Origin of the sequence: Candidatus Leptofilum sp. (assembly GCF_965223525.1) — a bacterium.
Classification (GTDB): Bacteria; Chloroflexota; Anaerolineae; order Promineifilales; family Promineifilaceae; genus Leptofilum.
The window spans coordinates 1,097,267-1,119,254 of record NZ_OZ245005.1; the positions used below are offsets into that span (position 1 = coordinate 1,097,267).

Annotated in this window: 17 protein-coding genes; 4 read left to right on the forward strand and 13 right to left on the reverse strand. The window is 54.2% G+C overall.

All coding sequences use genetic code 11. The annotated features are described in order from the left end of the window. Positions 1–26 precede the first annotated feature (26 nt). Both ACOQPM_RS21740 and ACOQPM_RS21745 read left to right on the forward strand, forming a co-directional pair. On the forward strand, positions 27–2,258 hold the full coding sequence (locus tag ACOQPM_RS21740; RefSeq protein ID WP_420632350.1) for a hypothetical protein: 2,232 nt from the start codon (positions 27–29) through the stop codon (positions 2,256–2,258). 6 nt (positions 2,259–2,264) lie between these two features. After that, positions 2,265–3,068, forward strand: a complete 804-nt coding sequence (locus ACOQPM_RS21745; protein ID WP_420632351.1) for a phage antirepressor N-terminal domain-containing protein — start codon at positions 2,265–2,267, stop codon at positions 3,066–3,068. Here the strand turns inward: ACOQPM_RS21745 and ACOQPM_RS21750 are convergent. The 13 genes from ACOQPM_RS21750 to dhaR form a co-directional block, all read right to left on the reverse strand. Beyond that, positions 3,065–3,307: a phage antirepressor N-terminal domain-containing protein gene (locus ACOQPM_RS21750; protein WP_420632352.1), complete on the reverse strand. Its 243-nt coding sequence runs from the start codon at positions 3,305–3,307 to the stop codon at positions 3,065–3,067. The two genes, ACOQPM_RS21745 and ACOQPM_RS21750, sit on opposite strands and share 4 nt — an antisense overlap. A 179-nt stretch (positions 3,308–3,486) precedes the next feature. Then, complete coding sequence (locus ACOQPM_RS21755; RefSeq protein ID WP_420632353.1) at positions 3,487–4,836, reverse strand: sensor histidine kinase; 1,350 nt, start codon at positions 4,834–4,836, stop codon at positions 3,487–3,489. Positions 4,837–4,839: 3 nt separating this feature from the next. Continuing rightward, positions 4,840–5,523 (reverse strand): response regulator transcription factor, encoded by a 684-nt coding sequence (locus ACOQPM_RS21760; protein WP_420632354.1) that lies wholly within the window; start codon positions 5,521–5,523, stop codon positions 4,840–4,842. Between the two features lie 177 nt (positions 5,524–5,700). After that, positions 5,701–6,597 carry a rhodanese-related sulfurtransferase gene (locus ACOQPM_RS21765; RefSeq protein ID WP_420632355.1) on the reverse strand — a complete coding sequence of 299 codons (897 nt, stop codon included), beginning with the start codon at positions 6,595–6,597 and terminating at the stop codon, positions 5,701–5,703. A gap of 3 nt (positions 6,598–6,600) precedes the next feature. Beyond that, a complete protein-coding gene (locus ACOQPM_RS21770) occupies positions 6,601–6,780 on the reverse strand; it encodes a hypothetical protein (protein WP_420632356.1) in 180 nt (59 codons plus the stop codon). Positions 6,781–6,814: 34 nt separating this feature from the next. Continuing rightward, entirely contained in the window at positions 6,815–7,672 is an 858-nt protein-coding gene (locus ACOQPM_RS21775; RefSeq protein ID WP_420632357.1) for a hypothetical protein, read from the reverse strand. Between the two features lie 212 nt (positions 7,673–7,884). Further along, the gene (locus tag ACOQPM_RS21780; RefSeq protein ID WP_420632358.1) at positions 7,885–8,250 is read right to left on the reverse strand and encodes a hypothetical protein; all 366 of its coding nucleotides are present in this window, start codon (positions 8,248–8,250) and stop codon (positions 7,885–7,887) included. A gap of 228 nt (positions 8,251–8,478) precedes the next feature. Further along, positions 8,479–10,989 (reverse strand): phosphoenolpyruvate--protein phosphotransferase, encoded by a 2,511-nt coding sequence (ptsP, locus tag ACOQPM_RS21785; protein ID WP_420632359.1) that lies wholly within the window; start codon positions 10,987–10,989, stop codon positions 8,479–8,481. An 88-nt stretch (positions 10,990–11,077) separates the two neighbouring features. Continuing rightward, positions 11,078–12,583 (reverse strand): glycerol kinase GlpK, encoded by a 1,506-nt coding sequence (glpK, locus tag ACOQPM_RS21790; protein ID WP_420632360.1) that lies wholly within the window; start codon positions 12,581–12,583, stop codon positions 11,078–11,080. A gap of 50 nt (positions 12,584–12,633) precedes the next feature. Further along, positions 12,634–13,263 (reverse strand): dihydroxyacetone kinase subunit DhaL, encoded by a 630-nt coding sequence (gene dhaL, locus ACOQPM_RS21795; protein ID WP_420632361.1) that lies wholly within the window; start codon positions 13,261–13,263, stop codon positions 12,634–12,636. A 77-nt stretch (positions 13,264–13,340) separates the two neighbouring features. Then, positions 13,341–14,414 (reverse strand): dihydroxyacetone kinase subunit DhaK, encoded by a 1,074-nt coding sequence (gene dhaK / locus ACOQPM_RS21800; RefSeq protein WP_420632362.1) that lies wholly within the window; start codon positions 14,412–14,414, stop codon positions 13,341–13,343. A gap of 216 nt (positions 14,415–14,630) precedes the next feature. Then, positions 14,631–15,335, reverse strand: a complete 705-nt coding sequence (locus ACOQPM_RS21805; protein ID WP_420632363.1) for an MIP/aquaporin family protein — start codon at positions 15,333–15,335, stop codon at positions 14,631–14,633. Between the two features lie 514 nt (positions 15,336–15,849). Next, a complete protein-coding gene (gene dhaR / locus ACOQPM_RS21810) occupies positions 15,850–17,844 on the reverse strand; it encodes a dihydroxyacetone kinase operon transcriptional regulator DhaR (RefSeq protein ID WP_420632364.1) in 1,995 nt (664 codons plus the stop codon). Between the two features lie 274 nt (positions 17,845–18,118). Between dhaR and ACOQPM_RS21815 the strand changes: the two genes are divergently transcribed. Both ACOQPM_RS21815 and ACOQPM_RS21820 read left to right on the forward strand, forming a co-directional pair. After that, on the forward strand, positions 18,119–19,714 hold the full coding sequence (locus ACOQPM_RS21815) for an FAD-binding oxidoreductase (protein ID WP_420632365.1): 1,596 nt from the start codon (positions 18,119–18,121) through the stop codon (positions 19,712–19,714). Positions 19,715–19,823: 109 nt separating this feature from the next. After that, positions 19,824–21,563 carry a glycerol-3-phosphate dehydrogenase/oxidase gene (locus ACOQPM_RS21820; RefSeq protein ID WP_420632366.1) on the forward strand — a complete coding sequence of 580 codons (1,740 nt, stop codon included), beginning with the start codon at positions 19,824–19,826 and terminating at the stop codon, positions 21,561–21,563. Positions 21,564–21,988 lie beyond the last annotated feature (425 nt).

A 21,988-nucleotide genomic window follows, 5' to 3' on the forward strand; every position in this document is an offset into this window, starting at 1 on the left:
TTTGCACCAATGAGGATGCCATTTTCATGCCTGAATTACAAGCGGTCACGGGTCAACTTTACATCGTTGATGGCGTAATGCAAGCGGTTGAAGCAAATGCGGCCGTTCCCGGCATTCTCGTGCATCCCCCGCCTAACAAAGCCACCCGCAGCCGCAGCCGTGACTTCCTGTTTGTGCATCTTACTTTGAGCGGGGGCATGGGGGAAACGGCCGTACTCGCCCAAGATTTGCTTGATCTGATCAGCCAGAAATTTTATGCCACCAGCGGCAGCCTCACCGCCGCTCTGCGCGGAGCGATCATGGCGGCTAACCAAACCCTGCTACAACGCAATTTAACGGGCCAAGAAGCCACCCGCGAAGGCGGCATCACCTGTGCCGTGCTGCGCCAGGATGAGCTATTCACCCTGCAAGCAGGCGAGACGCTGGCGCTACTGGGCCACAACTTTGGCATCGAGCGACTACCACCCCGCCAACTAGACCACATCACACCGCTGGGACGCACCAGCGGACTAGACATTCGCTACGCCCACCACCGGCTGCAATCTGGCGATCTGATGCTGCTGGCCGACCCGCGCTTGAGCCACCTGCCCACCGATGATTTTAACGAGGCACTGGTGGATACAGACATTGAATCTGGTTTAGATGCCCTCATTGACACTGTGGCTGACGAGTCTGCCCGGCTGCTAATCATTGAATTCAACGACGATTCGCTGCTGGATTTGCCCGATGTGGTTGTACCCCGACCCCGCGAAGGGCAGGTGATTGCCCCTACCCCGCAACCCCGCCGCGACCCAGAGGCAATGACGCTACCTGTAGCTAGTAGTGAACGCCGCCCGCAACCCATCCGCGAAGGGCAACCAGCCTCAGCCAGAGACAATATCCGTACCCTGCCCGCCGTTGATCGGCAGCAGGTGGAAACAACCGCCCGCCGTGCCGGGTCGCAGGCGGCGTTGGGGCTTTCTACCTTCACCGCCTGGCTGGTGGATTTGCTTTCGCGGCTACGCCCGCCGCGCACGGCCGAACCGATCCAGGAGGAAGAAGAGCCAACCAGCCTCACCTGGCCCATCCTCATTGCCATCCTCATTCCCATCCTCATCGCCGTGATTGTGTCTGGCGTCTATTTGGAACGCGGTCGCAGCCAGCGCCTGTCAGAAATTCAAACTGAAATGAGCCAACTCATCAGCCTGGCCGACCAGGTTGGCGCAGATTCAGCGCAAGCGCGGCAATATTACAATGATGCGCTTGCGCTGGCAGTTGAGGCGGAAACCGAGGTGCGCCCCGGCGACGGTACGGTGGCTCAGCTACGCACTACTGCCCGCCAGCGGCTGGATGTGCTGGATGATGTTACACGATTGAGTACACGGCCGTATTATGAATTTAGCGAAGGCACCGCCCTGACTCATGTAGAATTGCGCGACGGCTTCAATGGCGGCATTTTCATTTTGGACAAAGGCAACGGGCTGGTTTATGAGCAGGAAACGGACGAATCCTATCTGAATCCGCTAACGCTAGAGCCTGAGGCGCGTCTTTTTAACGGGCAAGCAGTTGGCAGTGGCGTTGTTGGCAGCGTGATTGATATATTTTGGCGGCCTGCTGGTAGTGCCGTCAGCCGAGACGGGCTGGCCATACTGGACAGCAACGGCGCGCTGCTAACTTACCAGCCCAACCTGGGTAGCACCTTTGCCGTGCCGCTGGATTTAGCCAGCCAGTGGCAGGCACCCATCGCCATTGCCACCTTCGATGAGCGACTCTACATTTTGGACATCGGGGCACGGGTCATCTGGAAATATTTCCCTAACGGGGATGATTTCATTGCCAATGCCGATGACCGCACCATCTTTTTTAGCGATGAGCCGGAGCTAAACCAGGTGATTGATTTTGACATTTTTAGTCAGGATGGGGGCTTGGTGCTGCTATATCGAGACGGCCGTATTCGTTACTACGACACCCGCTCTGGAAGATTAGAATGGGACGAGACAGACGTGCTGGCTAATGGCTTACTCACGCCTTTTGTCGCGCCAACCTCTGTGGAAATTGTGGGACGTGGCTTGAATGCATCAATTTTTGTGGCCGATCCGGGAAGCGGCCGTATTGTGCAAATTAGCCGCCCCACCGGGCAAGTGCTGGCGCAATACCGCGCCACTGCCCCAGATGGAAGTGAATTGTTCAGCCAAATCAGCGACTTTGCCATCGCCGAAACGCCTCTCCGCATCTTCGTTACCACCGAGCAAACGCTTTACCTTGCCGTCCAGGAGTAAAATGTTATGACAGCAATTCAACCAGCAGAACAAAAGACTGTTTTATTTTACGATGATGAAATTACGGCCGTTCGCATGGAAGACGGCCGTGTGTTAATTCCCATTCGCCCCATTTGCGATTTGATGGGATTGTCATGGTCAGGCCAAGCAGATCGAATCGAACGAGATGAGGTTTTGTCTGAAATTGTGGCAACTGTACGTGTAACACGTACAGAAGGCTCGCGGGAGGTAACGCGTGAATTGGTATCACTCCCTCTAGAATACCTAAATGGATGGTTGTTTGGCGTTAACGCTCGCCGGGTAAAAGCTGAGGTTAAAGATCGTCTTGTTCGTTACCAGCGTGAATGTTACAAGGTTCTGGCTGAAGCGTTCCAAGACGGCCGTTTGACAACTGAAACGGACATTGACATCGAGGCTTTGCTCGCACAAGAATCCCCTGCCGCTCAAGCGTACCAGATGGCAATGGCTGTTGTACGCATGGCAAGGCAGCAGTTAATCATGGAAGCTAAGTTGGAGACTGCCGTTTCTACACTTACTGAACACGGCGAACGTCTGGATCAACTAGAAGCGGCCGTTGGGGGTAAACATGTTACTGAAGCACAGGCTTCTCAAATTAGCCAGGCAGTCAAAGCAGTGGCGATGGCTATTGGCAAGAAAACCAAACGGAATGAATTTGGTGGCGTATATGGGGAACTGTACAGAAAATTTTCCGTTTCGAGCTATAAAGCCATCCCTCAACGGCGCTTTGACGAAGTAATGGCTTTTTTGAATGAGTGGTTGCAAAGTCAGATTAGCGACAACCCGTTTTAAGTTAGTAGAGCTTCTATGTCCGTTGCTGTAACAACAACGGACATGGCCACATCGGCCAGTACCAGATCGCCATTGATGCGCCGATACTGCGCCGACCAGTCCAGGCCGAGCGTTTCACAGATGGGTCTTACTGGAATAAATACACGGCCGTCAGACAAACGAACGGCCGTTATCTCATCATCATAAAATATAACCGTCTTTTGCTCAGCAATCTGAAGTTCTTGATTGGATTGACTCATTTGGGCACCTTCATTTAATCCATGTGCATTTTACATACAGGGTTATGTTAACTAAACCAATCGATTCAGGCATTTGCATAATGCGATTACCATCGCAAAGAAGTGCAAGAATGACACCCCCTTTATATTATGTTGACTTGTTGGTTTTTGACAAGGGAAGCTGCAAAAAAGGTGTTTATTTAACCGATAGCCAAAGGCAGCTCCACAATGAAGGTGGCCCCCTGTCCCGGTGCACTTTCAGCCCAAATACGGCCGTCCTGGTTCTCCACTAGCGACTTGGCAATGGCTAACCCCAAACCAGAACCACCATCATGCCGTTGGCGCGATTTGTCACCCCGGTAAAAGCGATCGAAGACATGGGCGAGTTCGGCAGGGTTCATGCCGGGGCCGCTGTCCTGCACGTGCAGTTGGACGGCCGTTTGATTTTGCTGAGCGGTGAGGTGAATATGGCCGTTTTCCGGCGTGTATCGCAGTGCATTGGTTATCAAATTATCCAACACCTGCGCCAAACGATCCGGGTCTACCAGTACATCAGGCAAATCGTTGGGGGCAGTAAGCACTAGCTCGATCTGCTTTTGCTGGGCGGCGGGCGCGTGTGCTATCACAGCCCGCTCTAGCAAGCTCTGCGGCTGCACCGGGCGGCGCACCAACGACAGTTCACCCGCTTCCGATAGAGATAGCAGGCGTAGATCTTCCACCAGCCGGTTGAGGCGGCGTGCTTCGTCGTGGATCACATCAAATGTTTCTGGCGTGGGGGGCAGCACACCGTCGCTGAGTGCTTCAGCATGCCCCAGAATGAGGCTGAGTGGCGTGCGGAGATCGTGGGCGATGTCGGCCGTCATTTGGCGGCGCAGGTCGCGGGATTGGGCCAAGTCGGCGCTCATTTGGTTGAACGAGGTGGCCAGCTTGCCCAGCTCATCGTCTGAGCGTACCGGCACCTGCTGGGTCAGGTTACCCTGAGCCACCGCCTGGGTTGCCTCGGTCATTTCTTGCAGCGGCCTGGTGAGGCTACGTGCCAGCACCACCCCAATGACGAGGGAAACGGCCGTTGCCCCCAAAGCTGCCAAAAAAATGGCCCGGTTTACCCGTGAGGCAAAGTCGTTGCCAGGGGGCTGCTGCGGCACACCACGCTGCCGCCCTTCACCAAAGATAATTTGACCCGCCTGTTTACCATCTACTTCGATGGGAATGCCGCGATTGAGCCAGCCGCGCGGGACGCGGCTGCCGATCTGTTGATCCAGCCCGCCCAGCACAATTTCACCCTGGTTGTCTACAATGAGAAACGGCCGTACCTGTCCATTCCCCGGCCCCACGCCCCCAATCCCGATGCGATCCAGATTGTCCCAACTGCCGTTGATTTCGTAATAATTCACCAACTGCTCCATCAACAAGCTGTCCGATTGGGCATCGGCAAAGTTGCTAAACTCGTTAGCGGAAACGCGCCCGGCAAAAAAGGCAACCAGGGCAATCCCAACCAAACTGACCAGCAAAAAGGCCACACTCAGCTTAAAAACCAGCGAACGGGTCATCGGTTACTCCGGGGCAAAGCGGTACCCCACGCCGTACACCGTTTCAACGTGGCGAGGTTTACGGGGGTTAAGCTCAATTTTTGAGCGCAAATTTTTGATGTGCACGTCAATGGTGCGTTCAGAGCCTTCAAACGTCGTGCCTTGCAGCCGCTCCAGCAGATCAAACCGAGAGAAGGCGCGGCCTGGCGTTCCCATCAGAATGGCTAACAAATCAAACTCGGAGCGTGTTAAATCAATGCGTTCGCCATCTACTTCTACCAAAAAGCGTTCCAAATCTAGGGAGACGTTACCCACGCGGAGTCGGGCGCTGCTCTCAGCAGGCTGGTTGCCGCGACGCAGCACGGCACGCACCCGCGCCAGCAGTTCACGCGGGCTAAATGGCTTGGTAACGTAATCATCGGCACCCAGCTCCAGGCCAATAATTTTGTCGTCTTCCTCCACCCTGGCGGTCAGCAAGATAATCGGCGTTTGCCGCTCCTGACGATGCACGCGCATAAATTCGTGTCCGTCCATCTCTGGCATCATAATGTCGAGGAGAATGAGGTCTGGTTTTTCCTGGCGGGCAACGAAGAGGGCATCACGGCCGTTTCTGGCCGTGACCACACGAAAGCCACCCTGTTCCAGGTAGGCTTTCACCAGATTCACCAGGCGAACTTCGTCATCCGCCACCAATACTGTCTTGCTCATAGATGTCTCTCTTAAATTTAGCCACAGATTACACGGATTACACAGATTAACTGTTCAAAATCTGCGTGATCTGTGCTTACACTCAGTCCGTCTAAACAGATAGTCTCAGTAGACAAATGTCATGCCCGCCTTCGCGGGCATGACACGACTCAGTATCACTGTGAAATCCGCGGATATTCACTCGCGTATCGCGGCGGCGGTGAGTTGTAATTGCCGCTGCTTTTCGCGGGCGCGTTGAATTTGGTCAAAGGTCAATTCATCTGCACAAGTGGGGCAGGAAACGCCCAGTTCGTACTTGGGTGACGTGCGGTGGTGTGGCTGAACGGCCGTTTTGCACATCGGGCAAAGCTCAACAGGCGTCGGCTGCAAACGGTGATCCACCGTTACCCGATCATCGAAGACAAAGCAGTTGCCTTCCCACAGGCTTTCCTCTGGCGATATTTGTTCCAAATATTTCAGGATGCCATCTTTGAGATGATATACCTCCTCGAACCCTTGCTGCAGCATGTAGGCAGTTGCTTTTTCGCAGCGGATGCCGCCGGTGCAAAACATGGCCACCTTTTTGTGGCGGCTGGGGTCGAGGTGCTTTTCTACAAATTCGGGGAACTGGTTGAATGCGGCCGTTTTCGGGTTAATTGCCCCTTTGAACGTACCGAGTTCCACCTCAAAATCGTTGCGCGTATCTACCAAAATCACGTTTGGGTCGCTGATAAGCGTGTTCCACGCGTCGGCGGAAACGTACTCGCCCACCTGCTTGTTGGGGGTGAGGTCTGGTCTACCGAGGTTGACAATTTCCCGCTTCAGCCGCACCTTCATTCGGGCGAAGGGCATAAAATCCGCGTGGGATTCTTTGTGGGTGAGATTGGCAAAAGCCGTATCTTGGCGCAGGTGAGCCAGCACCGCATCAATTCCCTGGCGGCTGCCAGCAACGGTGCCATTGATTCCCTCCGTTGCGAGCAAAATAGAGCCTTTTACCTCTTGAGAGATACAGAAGTCACGCAACGGCCGTTGCCGTTCACGGTAGTCTGGCAGTTCCACAAATTTATAAAACGCAGCGATGACAATTGAAGACATATCCTAGCCTCGATAGTTAGTAGCTAGGTGACAGTCACGGGCGGCAGATGCAGCAAAAGGGTCAATCGTTGCGCCCGTGACTGTCACCTTTTTCAAACTATACCCTAAGGCAAAAAGCGTGTCATCCTGTGGGGAGTGCAGGATGACACGCAAGACAAAATGGGTAATTGAGTAATTAGGCAATTACCCAATTACTCAATTACATTATAAGAAGAAATTAAGCGTCTAAGTCAGAGTCATTGACGTTACCATTACCGCCGCCACGGGGGCCTCCACCGCGTGGACCGCCGTGTCCGCCATGCCCATGTGCGCGCCCACCAAAGCGGGGGCCTTCATGGCTCAACAGGATGTCAGCCTGCTCCTGGGTGATGGTGCCATCTTCCACGGCTGCTTCAATGGCAGCGGTGCGAGCGTCGGATACGGCCGTCATCAACGTTTCCACATCCACACCCTGCTCTTCGGCCAAATCTGGCAGGCGCGTGCCGTCTTCACGGGCGGCGGTGAGTTCTTCCACCGTCAAACCCAATGCTTCGGCAATGATAGCCTGGGCATCGTCGCGGCTAAAGATTTCTTGTGCCAGACCGCGCAGCTCTTGCATCGCCAGCATCTCATCCAGCTCTTCCTGGGTGATGACGCCATCTTCCACCAGCTGCGCCAGCATCGTTTCCATCACGGCATCGCGGGCAGCTTCCAGCTCATCTACCGTTATGCCCAGTTCTGCGGCGATGAGGGCTTTCATCTCGTCACGGTCAGGACGGCCGTCTTCGGCTTCAGCGGCTTCTTTGGCAGCGTCATGGGCGGCTTCCAAATCTTCTACCGTCACGCCGAGCTCCTCAGCCAGCAACGCTTGGGCTTCTTCCCGGTCAATGTGACCTTTCAAACCGCGCGGGCCATGGTGTCCGAAACGGCCGTTTGGACGCGCTTCTTCATTGTCACTACTGTCTTCCGGGGTGGTCACCGTGTCGTCTGTATCTGGCTCATCCTGGGCAAAGGTGAGTGAGCTACCCACCAATGCGGCTAAAGCCAACAGTACAATCAAAATACCACCAAACTTTACAAATCTACTTTTGTTCATTAGTTTACCTCCGAACGTTACAATATTTTTCTTTGTCAATTTCAGCATCTCGTTCGCTGACAAACCCAGATTAGCAATAAGATGTTCAGAAATTGTGAAGAACTTTTTGTAAATTCGTAAAATTTGGCTTTTTTTGCTTCCAGATATTGATGCCCCACCGATTAGCTTCCCCCAAAAGGTGCGACGCACCTTTTGCGTGTCAATTGGTTCCATCAATCAAAGTTTGACTTTCCCATTTGTACATTTTGTAGAAGCTGATTGGCGTCAATTACCCACTTTTGTGCCTCTTCGACTTGTTTTGTTAAGCCAAGGCACAATTCGCCAGATTCAAACTTTACTAGAAGCATAACTTCTGCATAACCCGTGTCTGAATCTTCCCGCAATACAAACCCACGAATCTTTCCAAAGGAAATAGCAGCTTGTATGCCCGGTTTACCAGCTTCCTCGCTAGGATTGAGAATTTTTGCCCCACCATCCAACGAAGTTATAACAAAAGCCCACATCATAATGGACCAATCAATAGCCAAATACTTTTCATGCCATCGGAATTTCGTTATAGTTGGTTTAGTTTTTGTCATAACTTTGTCCTACTCTTTGACTTTCCCCCAATACATAACACAGATTCACACCAATCTCATCAAAATCAGTGTGAATCTGTGTTTATCCTTCGACAAGCTCAGCACATGTCCGTGTCTAATTCAGAAAAAGCTGCTCTGGCTGTGGCCGGCGTCTCGCCGTGCCACCTAGCGGGCACGGTCAGGAGAGCAGCCCTTCGGGACTGAAAAGCGGCCCGAGCGCGTGAGTTCTTATTTTTGTGCCGCTTCCAGGTGGGATTGAACGGCCGTTACCGAATCCAACCCCAGCACCTCAACCGCCAACGCTTCCGCCTCCGGCACTGTCCAGTTGCGGAGCGCAGCTTTGACCGCCGGGATGGATGGCGCAGCCATGCTCAGCTCCGTCAGGCCCAGACCCAGCAGCAGTGGCGTCGCCAGCGGATTGCCCGCCAGTTCCCCGCACATCCCCACCCAGATATTGGCCTGCTTGGCAGCAACGGCCGTTTGCCGAATCATTCTTAGCACGGCCGGTTGAAACGCCTGGGCCAGCTCCGCCACGTTGGCGTTGCCCCGGTCGGCGGCCATTACGTACTGTGTTAGATCATTCGTGCCAATGCTAAAAAAGTCCACCTCTGCCGCCAGCGCATCCGCCACGGCAACCGCCGAAGGTAACTCAATCATGATACCCACGGCCAAATCTGCCGCAAACAATTTTCCCTCCGCCTGGAGCTGCTCACGGGCGGTTTGCAGCATCGCTTTGGCGCGGCGCAGCTCCGCCAGCGTGCCAATCATGGGGAACATCAGCTTCACGTTGGCCGAAGTGCCATCTTCCCGCACGCTGGCCTGCAAAATGGCCCGCAGCTGCGGCAGGAAAATTTCCGGCTTGTCCAGGCAAAAACGAATCCCCCGCCAGCCTAAAAATGGATTCTCTTCCTCGCCTAAATCTAAATAAGGCAGCGGCTTGTCCCCGCCCACGTCTAATGTGCGAATGATGAGTGGACGAGCGCCCAGTCCGGCCACCGCCTGCCGGTACGCTGCCAGCTGCTCCACCTCGCTCGGCGCTTCTTGCCGATCCAGAAAGAGAAATTCGGTGCGGAACAGCCCCACGCCCTCGGCTCCGAAGCTCAGAGCTACGTCCACATCGTGCGGCCCGCCAATGTTGGCCGCTACCTCAATCCGCACGTCGTCGGCAGTATGGGCGATGGCCTGGCTGGCCGCTTTGGCTACCTGCTGTGCCGCCTGCCAGTCGTCACGCGCGGCTTGCAGCTCGCCAATTTGTTCGTCGTCAGGGGTAAGCCAGATTTGCCCGGTACGGCCGTCTATCCCCACCATTTGCCCTTCATCAATATCCGCCAGCGCGTGGCCTGCACCAACCACCGCTGGAATCCCCAAGGCACGCGCCAAAATGGCGCTGTGGGCCGTCGCCCCACCCAGCTCTGTGCAAATAGCCAGCACCCGCGCCGGGTCTAGCTGCGCCGTGTCAGATGGCGTTAAATCAGCAGCGACCAAAACGTACGGCCGTTCCGCCTCCAGCGACGGCATCTGAACCCCCAACAAGTGACGCAAAACGCGATTCCCCACATCCAGCACATCCGCCGCCCGCGCCTGGAAGTATGGATCGTCCATTGCGGCAAACTTTTCGGCAGTTTCTTCGATGGTTTCATGCCAGGCGGCTTCGGCGTTTATTTGCTCGGTTTCCAGGATAGTTTGAACGGCCGTTTGCAAATCTGGGTCCTGCAAAATGAGCTGGTGCGCCTCGAAAATGGCGGCTTCTTCGGAACCAACCTGCTGTTCTGTTTGCTGCTGGATCGCATTCAATTCTGTAACGGCCGTTTGAACGGCCGTTTGCAGCTGCTGCCACGCCGCCCTGCTATCTTTGCCCGTCTCCCGCACAATGGTGGGCAACTTAGGGCGATATTGCAGCACTGGCCCGATGGCAATCCCCGGTGAGGCAGCAATGCCTTGCAATTGGCCTTCTTTTGATGTTGGTAGAACGGCCATTTCCGTCACTTCCGGCTCCGTTACCTGCTCATTTTCCCCAAAATTCTCGGCGGCTAACTGTTTAATTGCTTCAATGGCGGCATGACTGTCTGCGCCAACGGCCGTAATCAGGATCGTTTCCCCATGCCGCACCCCCAACGTTGCCACTTGGTTAATGCTCTTGGCATTGGCCGATTTTTCTCCTTTCCTCACCCTAATTTCCGACTGAAATTGGTTAGCCGTACGCACAAAATTGGCAGCGGGCCGAGCGTGAAGCCCCATTTTGTTGCCAACTTCCAAGCGAATTTCGTGCGTTTCCTCACTATTCTCCACTGTTGATTGCGCCACTGGTACGTTAATGATTTCTGGCGCAGGCAAATTGAGCTGCGTTACCTTCACGGTCAAGGCCCCTTCCGCCTCGGCTTTTACCCGGGTCAGATTGCCCCCCACCATCGCCTGAACAGCCGCTGCCATCGTACCCTCCACCAGCGGGGCAGCGCACAGCACAACCTTTGCCTGCTGTTCTTCGGGCAAAAATTCCAGCGCCATTTCGGCACTGAGCAAAGCACTGCCCAAATCCATCAGCACCAACACGCCATCATCGCTAAAAACGGATTCAATGGCGGCCATCACCTTCATCGGGTCTGTGCCGATGGGCTGCTCTGGATCATCAATACCACCAGCAACTGCAATTTGCACTTGCCCTTGAACCATCTGATCTGCTAATTCACGAACCCCTTGCGCCAGGGTAGCACTATGAGAAACAACGACTAATCCAACCATCCCCACACACTTTCTTTGGGTGCAAAAAAAGGTTCTCGACGGTAAAAACGGCCGTCGAGAACCTCTCTATTCAAAAACAAAAAGCAACTTACTCAACCCAATCAAAGGTACGCGTAACTGCTTTCTTCCACATCCGGTACAGATCCGTGCTGGCGTTGCTGTCTGTGTTCGGTTCCCACGTCTTGTCTACGCCCCAATTCTCGCGCATCTCATCCGTGTTCTTCCAGAAGCCAACAGCCAAACCAGCAGCGTAAGCAGCACCCAGAGCCGTCGTCTCTGCAACCTTAGGCCGAATCACCGGTACGCCCAACACATCTGCCTGGAACTGCATCAGCAAATTGTTGAAGACCATACCGCCATCCACCTTCAAGGCCGTCAGATCAACACCGGAATCTGCATTCATTGCATCCAGAACCTCGCGGGTTTGGTAAGCCGTGGCTTCCAGTGTAGCCCGGCCAAAGTGTCCACGGTTCACGTAACGGGTTAAACCAGCAATCACGCCACGGGCATCATCCTTCCAGTACGGTGCGTACAAGCCGGAGAAGGCAGGTACAAAGTAGATGCCGCCGTTGTCGTCTACCGTCTTGGCTAGCTCCTCAACCTCTGGGGCCGATTTGATCATCTTCAAGTTGTCGCGCAGCCACTGTACCAACGCACCCGTGATGGCGATGGATCCTTCCAGGGCGTAAACGGCCGGTTGGTCACCAAACTTGTAACACAGGGTCGTCAGCAAACCGTTGTTGGATGGCACGGGTTCGGTACCAGTATTCAAAATCATGAAGCAACCGGTGCCGTAGGTGTTTTTGGCTTCGCCAGGGCTGAAGCATGCTTGCCCAACGGTAGCCGCTTGCTGGTCACCCAAGTCACCTGCGACCGGAATGCGTCCGCCAAACGGGCCATCTTCCAACGTATAGCCGTAAATTTCGGAAGAAGATTTGATTGTGGGCAACATGCTCATAGGGATGCCCATTGCGTCAGCAATGTCAGCATTCCAGCTAAGCGTGTCCAGGTTCATGAGCATGGTACGGCTAGCATTGGTAACGTCGGTTACGTGTGCGCCCCCGTTAGGGCCACCAGTCAGGTTCCAAATAACCCAGGTGTCTATGTTGCCAAATAGGGCGTCGCCAGCGTCCGCAGCAGCGCGGATTTCTGGCACGTTATCGAGCAGCCATTTCACCTTGAGGCCAGAGAAGTAGGTGGCCAACGGCAACCCTACCTGCGGACGGAAGCGGTCTTGCCCGCCATCTTTAGCCATCTCTGCAACAACTTTATCATTGCGGGTGTCCATCCACACAACGGCGTTGTGGTATGGTTTCCCTGTATTTTTGTCCCAAACAACGGTGGTCTCGCGTTGGTTGGTAATACCAACGGCGGCCAAATCTTTAGCCGTGATGCCTGCACGATCCAAAGCACCTTTGATCACATCTTCAGTGCGTGCCCAAATTTCCATGGGGTCATGTTCCACCCAGCCTGGCTTGGGGAAAATTTGCTCGTGTTCCATTTGGTGAATCGCTACAGATTCGCCACTGTGATTAAAAACCATACAACGGGTGCTGGTCGTACCCTGGTCAATTGCTGCTACATATTTCGACATATTAACTCCTTCCTACAAAAATAATCCGCAGCATTTGCGGATTTTACAGATTATTCTTTGACAGTTTCGAGCAGGGCGTTGAGCATCAGGTAAGATGATGTTGCACCGGGGTCCTGATGCCCAATGCTGCGTTCTCCCAGATAGCTAGCGCGGCCTTTGCGGGCTTGCAGGGGAATAGTGTTTTTCATTCCTTGTTCGGCGGCAGCAACGGCCGTTTCTAAAATTGCCACTGTTTCTTCACCAGCCGATAGCGCCTGCTGCATCGCTTCCAAAGCGGGTGCCCAAGCATCGTACATCGTTTTGTCTTCCAGATTTGGCCGACCCCGCTGCACAACACCTTCCACGCCAGCCTGAAGCAGTTTGAACAAATCTTCATTGCTCAACTCTTCTTTGGACGCCATAGCCATGCCGCTACGCATGAAAAACGTGCCATAAAGCGGGCCACTCGCGCCGCCCACGCTGGAGATCAACGTCATGCCGGTGGTTTTGAGAATATTGCCAATATCTTTGTCGGAAACTGTGGGTAATTTTTCCATCACCTTTTTAAAGCCGCGATCCATGTTAGTGCCGTGGTCAGCATCGCCAATGGCGGAGTCTAAATCGGTGAGGTAACTTTTGTTTTCATGTAAAACGGCCGCTGTTTTTTCCAGCCACCGTACTATCTGGTCTTTGGTTATCATGTGGTCCTTCTTTTTCGGTAAGCGGTAATCGGTTATCTGTAATCCGATTACCGCTCACCGATTACCGTTCACCTGCTCTACGCGCCCCAGCGCAGGCCAGGGGTATTCACGGCGGCATCCCAGAACTTCAAGATTTCGTCGTCGGTTTTTACGAGGGTAATTGAGCAGCCCTGCATCTCCAGCGAGGTGATGTAGGGGCCAATGAGGTTGCGAGCAATGGTGACACCGCGGGCCTCACACTCGGCAGCCAGCTTGCGGTACACGGCATACAGTTCAGAGACGGGCGTGCCACCCATGCTGTTAACAAAGGCAATGACAGAGTCGCCGGATGCAAATGGAGCGTCGGTCAACTCTTTGTCTACCCAGGTGCCTTCTTCATTGTCCCATTCACGGACGGTGCGGGTGTATGCTTCGTCGTCCAAAACGGCCGCGGCCATCATCGCCGTAATTTCATCTACCGACTTCATCGGCAGCCGCTTACGGCCTGGTTCACCATGAATACCAATGCCAAACTCAAATTCGCCGTCGCCCAGATCAAAGGTTGGTTTGCCAGCCGCAGGCACGATGCAAGACGTGAGAGCCATACCAATGGAACGGCCGTACATGTTCACTTTCCGTGCCAAATCTGCACATTGATCCAAACTGTAGCCAGCTTCTGCTGCTGCGCCCACGACTTTCTCAACAATAACCGTGGTGCCCACCCCGCGCCGACCGGCTGTGTACAAACTATCTTTTACAGCCGCATCATCATCAATCAATATAGATTGCACCTTGATGCCTTCAGCGTAGGCCAGCTCTGCGGCCGTTTCAAAATTGAGCACATCACCTGTGTAATTCTTAACCAGGAAAAGTACGCCAGCGCCACCATCAACCGCTTTGGCACATTCATACATTTGGTCTGGCGTTGGAGACGTGAATACTTCGCCAGGGCAAGCCCCGTCTAGCATACCCATGCCCACAAAGCCACCGTGCATCGGTTCATGACCACTGCCACCACCAGAAACCAGCGCAACTTTACCTTCAACCGGCGCATCGGCACGCACCACAAAATATGGATCATAATTAACTTTCAACGCATCAGCATGAGCCAAAGCCATACCTTCAAGCTGCTCTCTGACAACATCTTCTACGCCATTAATCAATTTTTTCATGAAAAGGCTCCTTTATTGTTACGCCCTGGGAATTGAAGTTTGGTTCGAGACAAACACAACCAAACTAACATCCAGTTCGCTTATAGGTCTTCTAAAGTTTTCAATTATTTTGCCGACGGCAAAACAGCATTCCGTGTGTTAGGGTTGTATGACTGACCCGGCAAATCGAATACTGTTTGCCGGGCCAGCGGTTAGCGGAGGTGATTCGATTTGATTTTAGAACAATAAGAGGACAACGCCTGCTAAAATACCACCAACGATTGGTGCTACCACAGGAATCCAGGCATAACCCCAATCAGAGTCGCCTTTGCCAGCAATTGGCAATAAGAAGTGAGCAATACGTGGTCCTAAATCGCGGGCGGGGTTGATAGCGTAACCAGTTGGGCCGCCTAATGAAAGACCAATGCCCCAAACCAAGGCACCAACCAGGAACGGGCCAAGCGCATCGCTTACACCCCCAGCAAAAATTGCATGGACGCCAAACAGCAGTACAAACGTGCCAATAACCTCGGTAATAATGTTGGAGGTTGTGTTGCGAATAGCCGGTCCAGTTGAGAAAACGGCAAGTTTGAGACCCGGATCGCTTGTCTCTTTCCAGTGGCCCAAATAAGCCAACCAGACAATAACTGCACCGATGAAGGCACCAATGAGCTGAGCAACAATAAATGGTGCTACGTTACTCCAATCGCCATCCCGAACGGCAAACCCAATCGTTACGGCAGGGTTAATGTGGGCTGCATCGCTACCAAACGCGATAGCGGTAAATACGCCAGCCATTACTGCAAACGCCCAGCCAGAGGTGATAACCATCCAGCCTGCATTTTCACCTTTTGATTTTGCCAAAAGAACATTGGCCACAACGCCGTCGCCTAAAATAATCAAAATCATTGTGCCAAGTAGTTCACCTAAAAACGGACTCATTTATCCTCTCCTTAAAATGGCAAAAGCAAACCAACTTCACAAAAATTGAAGTTGCTGCACTTTTGCAAGCGCAAATACGCCTAAAGATCGCTATTTTTATGGCCGATCCATTTTCGATTTGCTGATTTAACTTCTTCCTAATTTCCCTTAATATGATTGGCCTAGTTGGTTGGGCAACCACCTTGACCGTGCCCGAAAAAATGCAGGGGAGTTATTTCTTCATGGGGCTAACAAAACGGATATTTATGTTAACTTGCCGAGTAATATCACCTCCTTTGTCTTCATTTCTACCAACAAATGGCAACAGACCAAACGGCCGTTTCCCGCTTCAATTATTCAATTTAAAATTTGTTGGGCAGTGACTACAATGTGAAGTTCTATTTATTTGTGTAAGTTGTACAACACCCTGGTACTATACGAGGAAATCGGTGAGAGGTTCAAGAAAATGGTGGTTTTTGTTTCACAATGAAACGCGTTTTGGCTAATATCGTTTCATACTGAAACAATCGGGCGTTTAACGGCCGTTCCGAAAACGCGCCGGGTCAATTTGGTGCAGCTTCATCTTGCGCCACAGCGTGGTGCGGCCAATCTCTAGCTCCTGCGCCATTTTAGACACACGCCCCCGGCAGGCCCACCCCGCCCGAATAATTGCCTCGCGCTCCGCCTCCGCAGCGGAAAGCACTGGCAGCGGCTCTGGCCCTCGCCCCATAACGACACGGCCGCTTCGCACATTTTCGGGCAAATCCATCAGCTTAATCATGTGGTCGCTACTTTGGTAGGCAGCTCGCTCCAGCACCATTTCTAGCTCCCGCACGTTGCCCGGCCACGGATACCGCCGCAAAATGGCCGCCGCCTCATCATCCAGCACCAAATGCTGCCCGTGCCGCCGCGCCGAACGCGCCAACAGTCGCTTGGCCAAAAGCAAAATATCCTCCTGGCGCTCGCGCAGCGGAGGAATGGTGATGTTGAAAACTGAAAAACGATAATAAAGATGGGAGAGGAACGTTCCTTCAGCAACGGCCGTTTTCATATTTGCAGAGGTCGCCGCCACCACCCGCACATCCACAGGAATGGGGCGCGTGCTGCCCAGGCGCATGACGTGGCCAGTCTCAACCACTTGCAGCAGTGCAGCCTGCATCTCCAACGACAAACTTTCCACCTGGTCTAGCAGTAACGTCCCTTCATGACCCAGCTCAAACTTACTCGGACGGCCGTCTCTGCCAGACTCCTTCTCATGCCCCAAAAATTCGCTGATGATTAGTTCACGCGGGATGGCCCGGCAGTTGATAGAGATGAACGGTTTGTCGGCGCGTTCGCTGTCGTTGTGGATGGCACGCGCCAGATGATTTTTGCCCACGCCCCCTTCGCCATTTAGCAGCACGGGGGCCGTACCACGCGCCGCAATGCGGGCTTGCCGCGTAACCGGGCGCATCACGGCCGATTCTGCAAAAATATCTTCCAGCTTGAGCATTGCTTGGCTGCCCACTTGCTGGTTAACCAGACGGCGCACCTGTGCCAACGGCCGTAACATCAACATATAGCCAACCGGACGGCCGTATTCCCACACCACCCGCAGCGTCGCCACCGTTTGCAAATGCTCACCCGTAAGGGAAACAACCAGCGTCACTTCAGTGTCGTCTAAATTCTGGTTATCCCGCAGCGCCGAGGCCAAAACTTCTGGCAAATTCAGCACCTCCTTCAGCGGCAACCCCAACACCGAGGCAGGCGACAAATTGAGCAGTCGCCCTGCCTGGGAGTTGACGTGATTGATTTTGCCATTACTGTTCCAGGTGAGCATCCCTTCCGAAATTGACTCCATAATGGTGTTCAGCTCAGTTAGACGGCGGTTTGCTTCTTCCAAATATAGCTCTGCTTGAAGCTGGTTGGCAATGGCCCGCGCTACGGCCATCACCAACGAGAGGGTGTGCGAGGTGGCATCTTCTGCGCTGTTTACCACCCCGATGACCCCAAGGATACGGCCGTTTACGTCATGAATCGGTGCGGCCGTACTGGTAAATTTGTGGAACGTTTGGAAGTAATGCTCGGCCCCCACCACCTGCACGGGCATTGCCGCCACCAAAGAAACACCAAAGGCGTTGGTCCCCAAATATGGCTCTGACCAGTAAGAGCCAACCCCCAAATGTCGTGCGTTTACGCGCTCTTGGGCAATCGAATCTCCACACAACGCCAGCACACAGCCAGTGCCATCTGCCAACAAAATGGCGGCTCCAGAGCCTTCAATGTATTGGTGCATATCTTCCATGAAAGGAATAGAGACGGTAATAATTTCCTGCTGAGATTTGAGTAAAGATTGCAAAACAGGGGAGCGCAGCACCGGGGGATTGGGTAGGTTGGTGGGGTCAGCCAGCGGGGCGCAGCGTTGCCACGATTGGATAATGGTGACGTCTGGTTCTGCCCCAGGAACGGCCGTTACCGACCCCATCGCCATAAAGTTTTGCCAGTAGCGCTGCAACAGCGCGTGATTAACCGGGTAACCAATTGGCTGCATGGTGCATTTTCACAAAAATCACGCCTCGGCGCAAATTCACATCCACCAGAGTCCGCATTTCTCGCCAATGGGACGCGGACGAGCGCAGACTTGCCCTGAGCTTGTTGTAAGGATCGCAAGTAATTTTCCGCGTCATCCGCACTAGTCCGCATCCCATAATTGTGATTGCTGAAAAGCCCTCGAATAATTATTGGAGAAATTATTGTCGCTTTCTGGACAACTAACCTGCATCTGGCCTATCATTCAGAAAAGTGCAAATTAAAGGATGGCAGCTATGAAACGATGGAACGGTTGGGGAGATACGGCCGTATCTCACCCTCTCCCTGAAAAAGCAGGTGAATTTCTGGTTGAACTTGTCGGCGAAGCCACACTGCCGCAAGATGCTACCCTGGCCGACGTCGTCGCCACCGTGCCAGCCAGCCGCCTGCCCACCCACCCGCTCATCCAAACTGATGCGGAAACGCGGCTCAAGCACGCCAGGGGCCAGAGCTTTCCAGATTGGGTGGCGTTACGCGGTGGGCAAATTGGCACCTTCCCCGATGGCGTTGCCTTCCCCCACAGCGAAGCCGACGTGCTAACGCTGCTGCAACTGGCACGCAGCCACGACCTGAAGCTAATTCCCTACGGCGGCGGCACCTCCGTCGCCGGGCACATCAACCCGGAATCAGGCGAACTTCCTGTGCTCACTGTGAATTTGCAGCGACTCAGCCGCATGACATCGCTGGACAGAACTTGCCAGCTAGCCACTTTCGGCGCGGGCGTGGCCGGGCCAGAGATGGAAGCGCAGCTGCGAGCCAAAGGGTACACGCTGGGACACTTCCCCCAATCGTTTGAATATTCCACCCTGGGGGGCTGGGTGGCTACGCGCTCCAGCGGGCAGCAATCGCGTGGATACGGCCGTATCGAAGACCTTTTCGCGGGGGGCAAGCTACTGGCTCCGGCAGGCGACCTCATCATGCCGCCGCTGCCCGCCTCTGCCGCCGGGCCAGATTTGCGCCAGCTCATCCTCGGCTCTGAGGGGCGATTGGGCATCATCACCGAAGCCACCGTTCGCATTTCGCCGCTGCCGGAGAGGGAATCGTTTAACGCCATCTTTTTCCCGGATTTTGAGGCTGGCAAAACGGCCGTTCGCCAAATGCTCCAGGCCGACCTCCCCCTCTCCATGCTGCGCCTCAGCACGGGCGTCGAGACGGAAACCACGCTCAAGCTGGCCGGACACGAACTCCTCATCGGCACGCTGGAACGACTTCTCAGCCTGCGCGGTGTGGATGAGAACAAATCGATGTTGCTGATCGGGTTTAGTGGGAACCGACACATCGTCAACACCGCACGGAGTGAAGCGGTGGACATTGCCAAGGAGCAGGGCGGCATTCATGTGGGGCAGCAGTTTGGCAACCAGTGGCAAAAAGGGCGGTTCCGCACGCCGTACATGCGGAATGAACTGTGGAATATGGGGTATGGGGTCGATACGTTGGAAACGGCCGTTACCTGGAACCAGGTAGACGCCACTCTCGACGACATCGAAAACAGCCTCAAAACCGCAATGACCCAATTTGACGAGCGGCTGCACGTCTTTACCCATCTGTCGCACATGTATGCTTCGGGTTGCAGCATTTACACTACCTACCTCTTCCGGCTCTCACCCGATCATGACGCAAATTTAGCCAGATGGACCGCTATGAAAACGGCCGCAAGCCAAGCAATCGTGCGGCACGGCGGCACCATTAGCCATCAACACGGCGTGGGCAGAGACCACGCCCCTTACCTGGAAGCAGAAAAAGGCAGCCTGGGCATTGCCACCATCGAAGCGATGACCCGGCAGTTTGATCCGGCGGGAGTAATGAATCCGGGGGTTTTGGTGACAAGGTGACTGCGTTCTGCGAACGCTTGGCGACAAGGTGAAGGGGTGACAAGGTGAAAGGGTGAACGGGTAACTTGCACACTTTTCGCTGTAAGAAACGGCAGCTACGGACAAAATTATGTGGAAACAAAATTGGCGTGAGGAAATTTGGCAAAACTTAGAGCAGCCGTGGGATATGGTAATTGTAGGCGGCGGCATTACCGGCGCGGGGATATTGCGCGAGGCGACGCGGCTGGGACTGAAAACCTTGCTGGTGGAGCAGCGTGACTTCGCCTTTGGCACCTCCAGCCGTAGCTCCAAGCTGGTGCATGGCGGGCTGCGCTATCTAAAACAAGGCAAAATTGGGCTGACGCAGGCCAGCGTGCAAGAGCGGCAGCGGCTGCAAGAATCTGCACCGGGATTAGTAGACCCGCTGGGTTTTTTGCTGGCCAACGAGAAAGGAAGCGGCCAACTGCGTGAAAAATGGCTGGTTCGCGCCGGACTTTCATTTTACGATTTGGTGGCGCTGCAATGGAGCCATCGCTACTACAGTCCGCAGGACGTTTGGATGCTGGCACCGCGCCTGAATGTGCAGGATTTGGCAGGGGCTTTCCACTATTTTGATGCCCAAACAGATGATGCCCGGCTGGTGCTGCGGGTATTGCGCGAGGCGGTGAATGCGGGCGGTACGGCCGTAAACTACACTGCCGCCGCCGATCTCATTCGGGAAGAGGGGCAGGTTGTGGGAGCCATCCTACAAGATCGGGAAACGCACCGCAAAAAGGAAGTACGCGCCAAAATCGTTATTAACGCCACCGGGGCGTGGGCAGATGATTTGCGGCAAAAAGCAGATCGGGAACCAAAGTTACGGCCGTTGCGCGGCAGCCATCTCATCTTCCCGCAGTGGCGCTTTCCCATTGCCCAAGCTGTCTCGTTTAACCATCCGCTGGACGGCCGTTTTGTCTTCATTTTTCCCTGGGACGGCGTGACGCTGGTAGGCACCACTGACGTGGATCACAGCGAGGATTTGAGTCACGAACCCCACATCACCCCTGGCGAAGTGGCCTATTTGATGGTCGCTGTGGAATCCCGCTACCCGTCGTTGGCGCTCACTTTGGACGATGTATTGGCCACCTATGCAGGCGTGCGCCCCGTCATCAACACGGGCAAGGCAGACCCGTCGGCTGAATCCCGCGACCATGTGGTGTGGACAGAAAATGGGCTGCTCACCGTCACGGGCGGCAAGCTCACCACCTTCCGCCTCATCGCCCTCGATGCCCTGAAAGCGGCGCGAGAAGCCCTGCCCGACATGCCCAAAATTGATGAGGATGCGCCCGCATTAGATGAGGTGACGGAAGATTTGCCTGCCACCACACTACCAGAAGCAACACGCCAGCGGCTGATTGGCCGCTACGGCCGTGAGGCAGATGAATTGGTAAAGGTGGCGCAGTCGGGCGAGTTGGTAAACATCCCTAACAGCAATGTGCTGTGGGCGGAGCTGCGCTGGGCGGCGCGAAGCGAAGGCGTGGTGCATCTGGATGATTTGCTGCTGCGGCGGGTGCGCTTGGGGCTGCTGCTGCCGCAAGGGGGTGCCAAATTTGAGAGGCAAATTCAGGCAATTTGTCAGGCAGAATTAGGATGGGAGGACGGCCGTTGGGCCGAGGAATGGGCCGCTTACCAAAAACGATGGCAGGCAAAATATAGCCTGCCATCTAAAGAAAATATCCCCGACTGGCATTCCATGCTGCAAAAGCCAGAAAGCGCGCCAATGATTGTTGAGGAAGAAGGTGGTGGGAGGAGAACGGCCGTTGCCGGCGGGTTGCTCAGTGCCGCTTTTGCACTCTTGCTATTCTACCTGGGCCTACGCCGTCGCAAATAAAACATAAAAATGGACCTCTGCACTTAAAGAACCCTCTGGACTTAGTGATAATGCCCAAAGGGTTCAAACAAAACAGGCTCCTATCCAGAGGGCTTTACAGGTTAATGAGCAGGACTTACGCGGCTGCTCCGGCCGGTTTCCTGACCGCGCCGACTAGGTGGCACGGCGAGACGCCGGCCACAACACGAAAAATGCGTATATTCTATGATCAATTTTGGGTACAGAGCGACGGCGATTGGTTGCCGTTGGCTTCTGCGTTATCATATCGCTCTGTCCAATTTTCATCCTGGCTTAACCGCGAGGAAAGCATTGCGGCTAAAATAACAAAACCAGAACTTATTATGCTCAATGTGAAAAATAGTAGGAGTGCCATCATCATTTTCGTTCCCAATTTAAACCGTGTGGTTGGTTGTTTACTTAGCAAT

What these genes read in the sequence shown, in the direction of transcription:
- ACOQPM_RS21745 (WP_420632351.1), top strand. Translation starts at nt 2,265, where the DNA reads ATGACAGCAATTCAACCAGCAGAACAAAAGACTGTTTTATTTTACGAT.
- ACOQPM_RS21760 (WP_420632354.1), bottom strand. Translation starts at nt 5,523, where the DNA reads ATGAGCAAGACAGTATTGGTGGCGGATGACGAAGTTCGCCTGGTGAAT.
- ACOQPM_RS21805 (WP_420632363.1), bottom strand. Translation starts at nt 15,335, where the DNA reads ATGAGTCCGTTTTTAGGTGAACTACTTGGCACAATGATTTTGATTATT.
- glpK (WP_420632360.1), bottom strand. Translation starts at nt 12,583, where the DNA reads ATGTCGAAATATGTAGCAGCAATTGACCAGGGTACGACCAGCACCCGT.
- ACOQPM_RS21740 (WP_420632350.1), top strand. Translation starts at nt 27, where the DNA reads ATGCCTGAATTACAAGCGGTCACGGGTCAACTTTACATCGTTGATGGC.
- ACOQPM_RS21755 (WP_420632353.1), bottom strand. Translation starts at nt 4,836, where the DNA reads ATGACCCGTTCGCTGGTTTTTAAGCTGAGTGTGGCCTTTTTGCTGGTC.
- ptsP (WP_420632359.1), bottom strand. Translation starts at nt 10,989, where the DNA reads ATGGTTGGATTAGTCGTTGTTTCTCATAGTGCTACCCTGGCGCAAGGG.
- ACOQPM_RS21775 (WP_420632357.1), bottom strand. Translation starts at nt 7,672, where the DNA reads ATGAACAAAAGTAGATTTGTAAAGTTTGGTGGTATTTTGATTGTACTG.
- ACOQPM_RS21815 (WP_420632365.1), top strand. Translation starts at nt 18,119, where the DNA reads ATGAAACGATGGAACGGTTGGGGAGATACGGCCGTATCTCACCCTCTC.
- ACOQPM_RS21820 (WP_420632366.1), top strand. Translation starts at nt 19,824, where the DNA reads ATGTGGAAACAAAATTGGCGTGAGGAAATTTGGCAAAACTTAGAGCAG.
- dhaR (WP_420632364.1), bottom strand. Translation starts at nt 17,844, where the DNA reads ATGCAGCCAATTGGTTACCCGGTTAATCACGCGCTGTTGCAGCGCTAC.
- dhaK (WP_420632362.1), bottom strand. Translation starts at nt 14,414, where the DNA reads ATGAAAAAATTGATTAATGGCGTAGAAGATGTTGTCAGAGAGCAGCTT.
- ACOQPM_RS21750 (WP_420632352.1), bottom strand. Translation starts at nt 3,307, where the DNA reads ATGAGTCAATCCAATCAAGAACTTCAGATTGCTGAGCAAAAGACGGTT.
- ACOQPM_RS21765 (WP_420632355.1), bottom strand. Translation starts at nt 6,597, where the DNA reads ATGTCTTCAATTGTCATCGCTGCGTTTTATAAATTTGTGGAACTGCCA.
- dhaL (WP_420632361.1), bottom strand. Translation starts at nt 13,263, where the DNA reads ATGATAACCAAAGACCAGATAGTACGGTGGCTGGAAAAAACAGCGGCC.
- ACOQPM_RS21780 (WP_420632358.1), bottom strand. Translation starts at nt 8,250, where the DNA reads ATGACAAAAACTAAACCAACTATAACGAAATTCCGATGGCATGAAAAG.